This window comes from Bacillus sp. jun7, from assembly GCF_051034795.1.
GTDB lineage: Bacteria > Bacillota > Bacilli > Bacillales > Bacillaceae > Bacillus > Bacillus velezensis.
Window position 1 is genome coordinate 2,406,135 of the sequence record NZ_CP093219.1, and the last position, 12,305, is coordinate 2,418,439.

Consider the following 12,305-nt stretch of genomic DNA (forward strand, 5'->3'; position numbering starts at 1 on the left):
CTGACTTAGCAGTTGTAATCAGAAAATACTGTAAATTTATCTGACGAATACATTATAAAGGTCTTTTTTTGGCAAAAACAGAGTGTAAATAACCAGAGCCAAAGGAAACGGCATAGCGCTTTCTTCTTAAAATATATAACATTTCCTATATCTGTTTCTGTTTATATTGTAAAATGTTGAAGGAAAGGAAGTTGATGCATAAATATGAATACATTTGTACGGCCCGCAGAGGGAAGAAATAGTGTATCGAGATATCTTCTTTCTCTGTTGGTCATTGTGGGTTTATTCTTTTTCGGAAGCATGCTGACTGTGTTTTATATGTTTCTCACGTCCGCTTTCAATCCTTCACTGACGATAAATTGGGATGAGGCGGCATTAAGTGACCCGCTGGCGGATATTTATTTACAGCACCTCGTCTATTTCATAGCGATTCCGGGCATTTGGATAGCGGTTCGTTTCATTATGAAGCGGCGGTTTTTATCCATCATTACACCGAATCAGTCGCTGAACTGGAAGAGAATTTTCTTTGGATTCGGCACATATGTTGTGCTGATGTTTGTCGCGGGGCTGATTGATTTTTTAATTCATCCGGATCGTTTCACGCTTCAGGAATTCCATGCTTCACGTTTTCTGCTGCTGTTAGCGGCGGCCGTCTTGTTGGTTCCGATTCAAACCTCTGCGGAGGAATTTCTCTTTCGCGGTTTTCTGCTACAGTTCGCCGGAAAATTGACGGCAAACGCGGTGGTTCTGACGGTCATTATCGGCGGATTATTCGGCGCACTTCATTTCGGAAATCCGGAGATGGATAATGGGGCTCTATGGGCGGGAATCGGATATGTCACCATCGGCATGATCTGGACCTTTATCACGGTTAAAACGGGCAGTCTGGAGATGTCCCTTGGCGGTCACGCTGCCAATAATATGTTTTTATTTATCTTTCTCACAGAGGATCATTCGGTGTACGGCGGCATTCCGTCGGTATTTACAACAGCAGCCGGGGGCTATGAAATATACGATTGCATATCGACTCTGGTGATCAACATCATCTTCGCATGGCTCGCGTTCCGTTTTGTGAAAAAAGAAAAGCAGCAGGCCGCCTAGGCTCTGCTGCTGATTTGTAAGGTGTTCATCGCTTCATCAATATCCGTCGTCGGCCTCCGGCAGGCGAAATTCTCACAAATGTAGACCGTTGTCTTCCCATCGATCATTTGATAACCCGCGGCAAAGTCAGAAATGCCAGCAAGCTCATCCGGATGTTCTGCGGCGAGAATCGTATAGGCGGGAGTGAAATGCTCCTGAAGCGCCTCAATGAAACGTTTTCTGTCCGGGTCATCTTTCCTTCCGAACACAACGATTTCTTTTTGGGGCATTGTGTGTGCCAGTACGCTTTGCATGAAGAAAGCGCTGCTGCTCGGATAGGCCTCTATTTCCCGTTTGAACACGGAAAACATCGCTTCGGCTTTTTCAATCAGTGATACATCACCCGTCAGGCGGCCGAGACGAAGCAGCTGTACGGCAGCCGCGCTGTTTCCGGAAGGCACGGCCCCGTCATAAACCTCTTTTTCCCTGACAAGAAGGGTCTCAGCATCATTCCCCGTAAAGAAGAAACCCCCGTGCCGTTCATCCCAGAACAGCTCCAGCATGCTTGTACATAACGTTTTCGCTTTCTGCAGATAAGACGGATGAAAACCCGCTTCATACAGTTCAAGATAAGCCCAGATGAGAAAAGCGTAATCATCGATAAACCCTTTGTTTTTCACTTCGCCCTCGCGATAGCGGACCATGACGCGCCCGTCCGGCATGAGGTGCCGTTCGAGAAAGCGGATGGCTGTTTCCGCCATGCTGAGATAGTCAGGCTCGTGAAATACCTTTGCGGCTTTTGCCAGCCCGGCAATCATGAGCGCGTTCCATGAGGTCAGCACTTTGTCATCTGTATGCGGATAGCTTCTGTTTTCACGGGCCTCCAGCAATTTTGTTCTTGCCTCTTCAAGACGTTCGGCCAGCTCACGTTCGGTGAGGCCGGTCTCTTCGAGGATAGCCTCACGCCGCGTGAAAATGAGGTGCGGGATGTTTTCGCCTTCAAAATTGCCTTGATCTGTGATGTTATACACCTTGCAATAAAGCGGGCCGAGTTCATCACCGAGAAGATTCATGATTTCTTTTTTGGACCATATGTAATATTTCCCCTCACGGCCTTCGGTATCAGCGTCTAAAGCTGAGAAAAAGCTGCCGTCTTCATGCATCATTTCCCGCTGAATAAACGTTACGATCTGCATCGCAATCTGTTTGTAGCGCTCATTACCTGTGACTTGATAGGCTTCCGTATATGCGGTCAGGAGAAGGGCGTTGTCATACAGCATTTTCTCAAAATGCGGCACGAGCCATTCATTATCAGTCGAGTAGCGGGCGAATCCGAACCCGATGTGATCAAAAATTCCGCCGTTCGCCATGCCGTCGAGTGTCTTGGTTACACCGGCCAAAGCCTGTTCCTTGCCCGTATAGCTGTAGTAGCGAAGCAGAAACATGAGCATATGCGGCATCGGAAATTTCGGAGCCTGGCCGAACCCGCCGTACACCGTATCAAACCCGCCGACCAGCTGGCGATACGTGTCATGAACCGCCTGTTCGCCAAGCATGCCCTCAGCCGGGTGAACCTTGACTTCAAGATGAGCGGCGGCGTTTTCAGCGATATCCTCGACATGCTGCCGGTCATTCGCAAATGTTTCGGACAGATGTTCAAGCACATCGATAAAGCCCGGACGGTTAAATTTGCTCGTCTTCGGAAAATAAGTCCCCGCATAAAACGGCTTCTGATCTGGTGTGACGAACACGTTCAGCGGCCACCCGCCCTGCCCCGTCATCAGCTGGCAGATTCTCATATACACGGAATCCACATCAGGGCGCTCCTCACGATCAACCTTGATGGCTATGAATTTATCGTTTAACATACCGGCGATCTCTTCGTCCTCAAAGGACTCGTGAGCCATTACGTGACACCAATGACAAGTCGAATAGCCGATGCTGACAAGAACCGGCTTGTTTAAGCGTTTCGCTTTTTCGAAGGCCTCTTCTCCCCAAGGGTGCCAGTTTACGGGGTTGTGGGCGTGTTGGAGCAGATAGGGGGACTTCTCCGTGATTAAACTGTTGGGTTTACTATTGTTTGGCATGGGCTCACCTGCTTTCATCTAGCTATATTCCTTCTTAATGTATCACAAGAATTGAATTAGATACGTTCATTTAAAAATTGATAACCAAAGCATTAATATTTATTAATCGGACCATGTCTTTGTATTGTAGGGTGAATTTAGAGTTTAAACGTTTGACAAACCTTTTTAACTGTAATCTTTATAATTTTTATAGGTGAGATTCCGTAGTTCTGATTTTTCCCATTCTTACAAACTCAAGGAAACTTTACCCCAATTTACGTAAGAATTTTTATCATTCAGCATCATTCTCTAAACACCTGAAAAGCTGTAAAATAGCCTATGCTAGTTTTTGAACGTCTACTATCTCTTCCATGATAGCTATAACTATATTGTTTGAATTTAATATTTTTCTTTACTCAACAGCAGACGGAAATGCTATTACTTTCCCGTCTATGTTAATTTCATATGGCTCCATGCTTTTAACTTTTTTTAATAAGTGAACCATATTCATTGAGAACCTGGTTACTTGATTCATATTAACGTGATACATATTGTTACTGCCGCGTAAGTTTACACCAGTGTTCTCACTAACAATGTTTATTAATTCATAGGCGTGGTGCCAACGGGAACGCTCCCCATCATATACTCGTTTACACAATTCAGTTGCTGTAAGAGTAAACTGAGCCGCTAGTTGGTTTGGGTCTTGAATATCAACAAAAGTAAATAATTTTTTGTTATCTTTTTCTACAGTCGTTGAAGATGAGGTAAATGAATTTAACAAAAGCTCCCTGTCTGTTAAATATCGTAAACTAACAATATCCACTTCGAGGTTGGTGATAGAATCACTCTTTACTACATTATACACTGTTTCTTCAATCTGCTTTAAAATCCCGATATCCACAGAATCTTGATATAAGGCTTTATATAGTTTTTCATAAGTATGCAACTTTATATAATTTAATCTAACTGACTCGCCGTTTCCAACGGGTATTGATTTTTCTGTAAAGGGTGTTTCATTTTGGTCAATCGGTTCCCTGCTCCAATCTACGAACCAGATATTATCAATTATTGGCTCAGTATCTGGGTCAATAATCCGTTTGACATTGTATAAAATTGATTTGATATTTTCATCACTTAAACTGTAACCAATGAAAATAATTGGATGTTCCATAAAATATGTAAATAACTTTGCAATTAGATAGATATGATTTTTACGAAAATTGTCGTAGTCTTGTTGTTCAATAATAATGCTATTGCAATCATCAACTGAACCATGAATTTTTAAAATATGACCAATATTTGTTGACTTTTTTTGGTGGATTACTTGTTGGCCAACTATTGCTTCGAATTTAGGAAATAACATTTCTAATAAATTATCATAATTGGTTGTAACGATAGCATGGGGGTTTAGTTTTTGTATCAACTTAATTTCTGTTTTTAACTCATGAGTCTCTGGATCAAATTGTTCTAAGTGGTCAATTAATATACGAGCAATTTTATATTTTAAATGAATACTCTTTGAAGTTGATTTGAATAAAAATGAAGGGAAATTTGTTTCATCTTCGTAATTTTTCCAAGCATAGTCCTGATAGTAGCTCACTAACTCTGATCCAATTTTTGCATAATCGCCATTATAATTTTGAATAAAATACTCTATAGGCATCTTTATTTCTGGATTATCATCTATCAACTTTATTAATAATTCTTTCCATGTGGGAGAATTTATGTATCTTTGAGAGAAGCCTGAGCCAACAAATAAAATCGGCCTACTATTCATTTTAGCAATATATTGTTTTAAATGATCTAGAGAACTATTTAAATAGGAATCATAATTTGACATAGCTCTGACTCCGTTTTTAATTCAATATTATCTTCGTTATCTATAAGTGGACTATCTTGTCGGTTTAATTATGTTAAATATTGAATTTTATAGGGTTTTGATAGAAGATTTAAATTCAACTGACAAGTTTCGAAAGTATGGCTATCGCCGCAAACAAAACGCCATCATATAGTCGGGGTGTAGCTAAAATGTACCATTTCACAGTTAGAATTGTAAATGGCTTTTTGATCTGACATAATACAACTAATGTAAATATTTTAATAATATTTGAAAATATTCAGGTTGAGATTTTCTTCGATCATAGTCTATAAGAAAGAAAGGTCCATATGAGATTTTAAAATCTAAGTTGAATTCATGGTATACATCCATAAAGAAAAATATGATTGAAGAAGCCCAGAAGAAGAAGTTAGAAGTTGAATCTCTTTTAGAAGAAGTCGATATGTTAACAAGAAAATTATGGAGGGGCGTTTTATTATCTTAACTAGAACCTTTTGAAAAACATTTAGGTATGTTATGGCACCAGTGACAAGTCGAATAGCCGATGCTGACAAGAACCGGCTTGTTTAAGCGTTTCGCTTTTTCGAAGGCCTCTTCTCCCCAAGGGTGCCAGTTTACGGGGTTGTGGGCGTGTTGGAGCAGATAGGGGGACTTCTCCGTGATTAAACTGTTGGGTTTACTATTGTTTGGCATGGGCTCACCTCTTTCTATTCATATTTGTATGTTTAACATACCACAATCCTCTAAAATAATTCATACACTCAACTTTGTGACCCAAACCCAAGTCATTAAAAAGGAGAACTGCTTATGATTCTATTTTCAGGGTTAAACTTCATCCACCTTATTGCTTTTTAGATAAGAAATAAGGATTTAAAATCTTTATCTTTTTATTTACTGTTAGATAGGTGAAACACACCCCGGCGACTGTAACTGCGCCGCCCAGAAGAGAAATAAACGCAGGTACTTCACCTAACCACACCCAAGAAATGGCCAAGGCTACGGCTGGTGTTAAATAAAGTGAAATGGCTGCTTCTGAAGCACCGACGAGTGAAGTGACATACGCAAGTGCAAAGTAAGGCACAACTGTTGGTAATAAGCCTAAGTAAACGATAGACAATGTTGAGTTCATTGAAGCGTGAACAACTTCTCCCCATAATCCCGGAAGAAACATCAGCATAGGCAATGTTGCACCCCAAATGGTGAATGTCACAAATGGAATAAAACCATATTTTTTTATATAGCGGGCTTGAAAAACGAAATAAATACTCTCCGAAAAAGCTGCCAGCAGGATTAACAAAATGCCGTTCACTGAATTTGTATAGTTTCCTGCCCCGAAAGAAATGATCGACACACCCAATAAACTTATGATAGAGCCAATCCATTTATAAAGCCCAAAATGTTCACCAAAAAACAGACGAGATAACATTGCAGAAAAAATAGGTGTCATGCTCACGAGTAAGCTCGCAACTCCAGCGCTGACTGTTTTTTCTCCGATATTCAGCAAAATGTGATATAGTGCAAAACCTAAAAATCCTAAAGATAAAATAGCAGGGATATCCTTCATGTCAGGTAAACGCATACGAGTCAAAACAGCAAAAACAACCAATGCCATTGACCCAATCAACAAGCGAAACAAAGCGAGGTGTTCCGGTGTGTAACTCTCCAAACCCGCGCGAATTCCCGGGAAAGCTGATGCCCACAACCCAATCATCAGACTGTAAGATATGCCGATTCGAACTGTTTTCTTTCTCATCTTTCTCACTCCTCTTTACAAAAACCAACCAGTTATTTAATGTGTTTCTATATTAATAAAGATTTGAGGAGATGACTTCAACCAGTTAAATAGATTTTGACCCAACCACTTTAAGGGGGATCCTTTTTATGAGCGCTCCAGAAGAAAAAAAGATGAGAAAGCTTCCTAAGTACATACAAATCATTCAATTTATAAAAGAGAAAATAGGAAATGGAGAATGGCCGATCGGAAGTAAGATTCCAAGCCAGCGCACGCTTGCCAAACACTTTGAGGTGAACAGGAGCACAGTCATTACAGCTTTAGAGGAATTGACGGCGGATGGATTAATCGAAGGCAGAATGGGCAAAGGGACAGTTGTTACGAACAATACATGGACACTTTTGGCTAAGAATTCCGCTCCCGATTGGGATCAGTATGTAACCTCCGGAATCCAGCAGCCAAGCCAAAAAATTGTTCAAGAGATCAATAAATCAGAATCAAATTCTGATCTTATACAGCTCAGTAAAGGAGAACTTTCACATGAGATTTTTCCTTTAGCTGTTATGAAAGAGATCATGGGAAAGGTATCTCAAAACATAGAGGCATTCGGATATGAGGAACCAAAAGGATATTTGCCTTTGAGAGAGGCATTAAGCGGCTATTTAAGAACAATCGGCATTCAAGCTTCTCCTTCTTCCATTCTTATTGTTTCTGGAGCGCTGCAAGCCTTACAGCTTATATCAATGGGGCTTTTACAAAGAGGATCGACCGTTTATCTTGATCAGCCTTCCTATCTTTATTCATTACACGTCTTTCAATCAGCCGGTATGAAGCTGACTGGAGTTCCTATGGACAATGATGGACTTTTGCCGGAACATATCCGCATGGCAAGGGGGGAACGGGGGAGAGCTATCTTATATACAAATCCTTGTTTTCATAACCCGACAGGTATTTTAATGTCAAAAAAGAGACGAGAAGAAATCCTTGCGGCAAGTGAGAATGCACAGCTTCCCATTATTGAAGATGACATTTATCGTGAGTTATGGATCGATGAGATTCCTCCAGATCCTATTAAAACAATTGATAAAAATGGGCATGTGCTTTACATAGGCAGCTTATCGAAAACATTAAGTCCGGGCTTGAGGATTGGATGGATCGTCGGGCCGGAACCAGTGATTGAACGTTTATCCGACATAAAAATGCAAACAGATTACGGCTCCAGTTCGTTATCCCAGAGAGTAGCGGCTGAGTGGTTTATATCCGGTGAATACCAGCAGCATCTAGAACAGGTGAGAAGTCAATTAAAGGTGAGAAGAGAATTGGCCTTGAGTGTTTTAGAAACTCATTTGAAAGATGTGGCGACATGGAATATCCCAAAGGGAGGATTCTTTGTCTGGGTAAAAATATTGCCTTCCATATCCATGAAATTACTTTATACCAAAGCCTTATCAAAAGGGGTTCTGCTCAATCTCGGCAGTATCTATGCTGAGGAAAAAGGGAATTATATTCGCTTATCATATGCTTATGCATCTCTTGAAGACCTTCAAAAGGGAATTTATGAATTGGGTTTGATGATTAAGGAATTGGCAAGCAGACAAATTTAAAAGACAGCGGCATACCGGAATTCAAACTGCATGGTTCGTTTTAAACTTGGCGAATCGGGATGCAGTGAGTGGCAAGGCAGAGATAGATGAGAAAGTTAAAGGAGATCAGAATATTCTAACCTCCTTTAACTTCGGTCAATCTTGCATCCTTAATATACTAAAGATTAAAAAGGAAGAAGTCCGGCCGTTTGTTATTCGGTTAAGCCAGCTCTTTTGTCATTAAGACATGCGGGATGCCGTCTTCCATAAATTCCGGTGAATCTGTCTGATAGCCCAGTTTGTGATAAAAGCCTTCCGCATGTGTTTGTCCATGCAGTTTACATTGGGTGATGCCTTTTTCTTTTACCATGTTTTCTAATTCGCTTATGATTACTTTGCCCAACCCGTATTTACGGTAAGGTTTCAGGATGCAGATTCGTTCGAGCTTGCCTGTATGGTTTACGATGCGGACCCGTCCTGTGCCGGCAGGCTGATTTTCATGATAAACCAAGACATGCCCGCACTGTTCCTCAAGCGTATCGAACTGATCAAATTCATCGGATTCAGGTACTTGCTGTTCCTCAATGAATACTGCTTTTCTAATCTCAAGCGCTGCTTGCAAATCAATTTCCGTTGTTATTCTTATTATCCTCATGATCAATCAATCCTTTTCACATATTAATCTGGACTGCACGGCTTGCTTGTGGTCTTATAGAAGTAACGATAAAACAATTATATTGCAAATGCAACAAAAACAAGAAAGGTTTGAAAAGATATGACTGATATTTTGCGGCAAATCGGCATGATCGCACGGGCATTGGATTCCATCAGCAATATTGAATTTAAGGAATTAGACTTAACAAAGGGGCAGTATCTCTATCTTGTGCGTATATGTGAAAACCCGGGAGTGATACAGGAAAAACTGGCGGAAATGATTAAAGTTGACCGAACAACAGCGGCGAGAGCGATCAAGAAACTGGAAATACAAGGATTTGTTGAAAAGCGTCCTGATGATCAAAATAAAAAAATAAAAAAACTGTTCCCGACCGAAAAAGGGAGAAAGGTTTATCCGTTATTGCAAAGAGAAGGAGAGCACTCTGCGGAAGTAGCCCTGTCCGGCTTTACGTCTGAGGAAAAAGAAACCATTTTCAGCCTTCTTCAGCGGGTGAGAAAAAATATAGAGCATGATTGGGAATATGTGAAGAAGGGAAACAAAAGAGATTATTAATGGATGATAATCCCTTTTACTGAATGATTGCGTTGTGAATGATTAAAGTCATAAATGGATACGTTATCTGTGAAATCTCCTTCCTCGGTTCCTGCTTCAACTAGCCGATAGGCTTATTTTTAACGAAAAGTATCAATTATGGTATATTTAAATAAGACAAAATAATTGAAGCGGGGAATGATATGAGTACAATCGAAAAACAAAGACGTAAGAAATTCAGAGCGAAATCAATCGTACGGGCCATCATGGTCATCATCGGCGGAATTATTGCCGCGTATGGACTGGAAACCGTACTGATTCCGAATAGTGTATCTGACGGCGGTGTAACCGGACTCAGCATTGTCGGTTCACAGCTCTTTCATTTGCCTCTTGGGATCTTGATTGCGGTGATCAATATACCGTTTGTCTGGTTAGGATATAAGCAAATCGGGAAAGGTTTTGCGTTTCTATCAATTATCGGTATTGTCTCACTTGCCGCGGGCACGAGTTTTTTCCATCACACGCCGGCTATCATTGAGGGAGATACCCTGTTAATCACCGTTGTCGGCGGGATTATTCTCGGCTTGGGAATGGGATTGGCATTGCGCAACGGCGGCGCCTTAGACGGAATTGATATGCTGGCTGTGCTTCTGTCACGGAAATTGCCGTTTGGCACGAGCGATCTCATTTTATTTTTAAACATTTTTGTGTTTATTTTTGTTTCTTTTGTATTCGGGCTGCAAGGCGCATTGCTTTCCGTCATTGCTTACTACATCGCATCCAAGGTGATCCATGTGGTTGAGGAAGGCTTAAGCGGTTCTAAAACATTTCAGATTATCACCAACGAGCCTGCATTAATGGTAGAGACCATTCGTGAAGAATTGGGCCGGAGCGCTACGTATAAAGAAGCATACGGCGGTTTTTCTCATGAAAAATTCAAAGAAATCACATGTGTCATCAACCGTTTGGAAGAAACCAAACTGAAGGAAATTATTAATGACATTGATAATCAAGCCTTTGTGACGGTATATGATGTCGCTGAAGTAAAAGGCAGTAATTTCAGAAAAATCCATAATCATTAAGAAGGAGCTGCCGTTCACCGGCAGCTTTTTTTAAAAAAGGAGAAAACACTTGCAAAAAAAGAATAACGGATGTATATTATTGATATATCAAACATTGACTAGTCAATTAATTGCGCAAAAGAAAGTAGGGATGGGTTTTGACAGCATGTTGTTCAGAGGAAGGCGAGATTTTGTATCAGCTCCAATCACTGCACAAAGTGATCGGCACGAAGTTTGAAGCGTGCACCGGAATCAGCCAATCCCGCCTTGAGCTTCTCGCCGTGCTTTTTTACGTCGATGAGATCAGCCAAAGCGATCTTCAGAAAAAGGTGAATATTGACGGCGCAGCCGTGACAAGACACTTGAAACAGCTTGAAGCCAAAGAAATGGTCACAAGAAGGCGGAAGCCCGAGGACAACCGAATTATACTTGTCCGGCTTACTGATCAGGGGCGGGAGAGAATTGAGGCTTCCAAAAAGGAGAAAGAGCGTTTCATAAAGGAAATGCTTGCCGGTGTCAGCGAGGAAGAACGCAATATGTTAAAAAACGTATTGTCGCAGATGCAGAATAATATAGAAAATATGAAAGCATAGGAGTGTATTACACATGAAAACAGAACTGAAAACAAACGATTTTATGGACATTATGAAAGGCCGCCGTTCCATTCGGAATTACGATCCGGCTGTAAAAATCAGCAAAGAAGAAATGACTCAAATTCTTGAAGAAGCAACGACAGCGCCGTCTTCAGTCAACGCGCAGCCATGGCGTTTCCTCGTCATTGACAGCCCTGAAGGAAAAGAAAAACTCGCGCCGCTTGCCAGCTTTAACCAAACACAAGTCAGCACATCATCTGCGGTGATCGCGGTTTTCGCAGATATGAACAGTGATGACTATTTAGAAGAAATTTATTCAAAAGCGGTCGAACTGGGCTACATGCCGCAGGAAGTAAAAGACAGACAAATCGCTGCTTTGACGGCGCATTTTGAAAAACTGCCGGAGCAAGTGAACCGTGAAACGATTCTGATTGACGGAGGACTCGTTTCCATGCAGCTGATGCTTACAGCACGTGCGCACGGCTATGATACAAACCCGATCGGCGGCTATGATAAAGAAAAGATTGCCGAGGTTTTCGGAATGGATAAAGAGCGTTATGTACCGGTCATGCTGTTATCAATCGGAAAAGCGGCAGACGAAGGATATGCTTCCTACCGTCTTCCTATCGAAACAATCGCACAATGGAAATAAGGTTGAAGTGAAGCTGAGAGGAGAGGGACAGTGGACATAATTGCGGCTGTTTTCGTCGGAATTGTAGCTTTAGAACATATATTTATCATGATACTTGAAATGTTTTTTATCAATTCGAAGGCTGCCAAGCGGTCTTTCAAATTGCCAAAGCATTTAGAAGGTGACCGGAATGTAGCGGTCATGTTTGCAAATCAGGGTCTGTATAATGGATTTCTGGCTGCCGGCCTCATTTGGGGACTGATCCTCGGAGCTGATCCGATTGGCCATATGATTCAAATGTTTTTCGTTATTTGTGTGGTCATCGCGGCCATTTTCGGAGGCTTTACTTCAAACAAATCAATTATCGTAAAACAAGGACTTCCGGCTGTTTTAGCGCTTATTTTTCTTTTATTGGCGTAGCAGACGGAGTGAGTGAGGGCTTCCGGAAAGGAAGCCCTCTTTTTTTATTCTGTTTTGAAAATCATTTCTTATATACATCACTATAGATTGGGGAA

12 protein-coding genes and 1 pseudogene are annotated in these 12,305 nt (G+C 41.4%); 8 read left to right on the forward strand and 5 right to left on the reverse strand.

The window, feature by feature from the left end; all coding sequences use genetic code 11:
• Positions 1-204: 204 nt before the first annotated feature.
• Positions 205-1,101 carry a CPBP family intramembrane glutamic endopeptidase gene (locus tag MJQ52_RS11680; protein WP_094247318.1) on the forward strand — a complete coding sequence of 299 codons (897 nt, stop codon included), beginning with the start codon at positions 205-207 and terminating at the stop codon, positions 1,099-1,101.
• On the opposite strand, the gene MJQ52_RS11685 is transcribed toward MJQ52_RS11680, so the two are convergent.
• Together MJQ52_RS11685 and MJQ52_RS11690 are read right to left on the reverse strand one after the other, a co-directional pair.
• On the reverse strand, positions 1,098-3,167 hold the full coding sequence (locus MJQ52_RS11685) for a thioredoxin domain-containing protein (protein WP_094247907.1): 2,070 nt from the start codon (positions 3,165-3,167) through the stop codon (positions 1,098-1,100). The two genes, MJQ52_RS11680 and MJQ52_RS11685, sit on opposite strands and share 4 nt — an antisense overlap.
• 391 nt (positions 3,168-3,558) lie before the next feature.
• Positions 3,559-4,986, reverse strand: a complete 1,428-nt coding sequence (locus MJQ52_RS11690; RefSeq protein ID WP_094247319.1) for an SIR2 family protein — start codon at positions 4,984-4,986, stop codon at positions 3,559-3,561.
• Between the two features lie 331 nt (positions 4,987-5,317).
• Between MJQ52_RS11690 and MJQ52_RS11695 the strand changes: the two genes are divergently transcribed.
• Complete coding sequence (locus tag MJQ52_RS11695; protein ID WP_258570283.1) at positions 5,318-5,467, forward strand: hypothetical protein; 150 nt, start codon at positions 5,318-5,320, stop codon at positions 5,465-5,467.
• 32 nt (positions 5,468-5,499) lie between these two features.
• On the opposite strand, the pseudogene MJQ52_RS11700 reads toward MJQ52_RS11695, so the two are convergent.
• Both MJQ52_RS11700 and MJQ52_RS11705 read right to left on the reverse strand, forming a co-directional pair.
• Positions 5,500-5,676 (reverse strand): annotated as a pseudogene (locus MJQ52_RS11700) (DUF255 domain-containing protein); the annotation flags it as partial.
• Between the two features lie 148 nt (positions 5,677-5,824).
• Entirely contained in the window at positions 5,825-6,736 is a 912-nt protein-coding gene (locus tag MJQ52_RS11705) for a DMT family transporter (RefSeq protein WP_094247321.1), read from the reverse strand.
• A 128-nt stretch (positions 6,737-6,864) separates the two neighbouring features.
• Between MJQ52_RS11705 and MJQ52_RS11710 the strand changes: the two genes are divergently transcribed.
• Positions 6,865-8,319, forward strand: a complete 1,455-nt coding sequence (locus tag MJQ52_RS11710) for a PLP-dependent aminotransferase family protein (protein ID WP_094247322.1) — start codon at positions 6,865-6,867, stop codon at positions 8,317-8,319.
• A gap of 199 nt (positions 8,320-8,518) precedes the next feature.
• Here MJQ52_RS11710 and MJQ52_RS11715 read toward each other — a convergent pair whose 3' ends face one another.
• On the reverse strand, positions 8,519-8,953 hold the full coding sequence (locus MJQ52_RS11715) for a GNAT family N-acetyltransferase (protein ID WP_070082665.1): 435 nt from the start codon (positions 8,951-8,953) through the stop codon (positions 8,519-8,521).
• 120 nt (positions 8,954-9,073) lie between these two features.
• Here MJQ52_RS11715 and MJQ52_RS11720 point away from each other — a divergent pair, with 120 nt between their 5' ends.
• From MJQ52_RS11720 to MJQ52_RS11740, 5 genes are all read left to right on the forward strand, one after another.
• On the forward strand, positions 9,074-9,526 hold the full coding sequence (locus MJQ52_RS11720) for a MarR family winged helix-turn-helix transcriptional regulator (RefSeq protein WP_094247323.1): 453 nt from the start codon (positions 9,074-9,076) through the stop codon (positions 9,524-9,526).
• A 182-nt stretch (positions 9,527-9,708) separates the two neighbouring features.
• Entirely contained in the window at positions 9,709-10,587 is an 879-nt protein-coding gene (locus MJQ52_RS11725) for a YitT family protein (RefSeq protein ID WP_014306188.1), read from the forward strand.
• A gap of 137 nt (positions 10,588-10,724) precedes the next feature.
• Positions 10,725-11,159, forward strand: a complete 435-nt coding sequence (locus tag MJQ52_RS11730) for a MarR family winged helix-turn-helix transcriptional regulator (RefSeq protein WP_032875377.1) — start codon at positions 10,725-10,727, stop codon at positions 11,157-11,159.
• Between the two features lie 13 nt (positions 11,160-11,172).
• Positions 11,173-11,811 carry a nitroreductase family protein gene (locus tag MJQ52_RS11735; protein WP_004393039.1) on the forward strand — a complete coding sequence of 213 codons (639 nt, stop codon included), beginning with the start codon at positions 11,173-11,175 and terminating at the stop codon, positions 11,809-11,811.
• Positions 11,812-11,841: 30 nt separating this feature from the next.
• A complete protein-coding gene (locus tag MJQ52_RS11740) occupies positions 11,842-12,210 on the forward strand; it encodes a DUF1304 domain-containing protein (RefSeq protein ID WP_004393040.1) in 369 nt (122 codons plus the stop codon).
• The last annotated feature ends 95 nt before the right edge of the window (positions 12,211-12,305 follow it).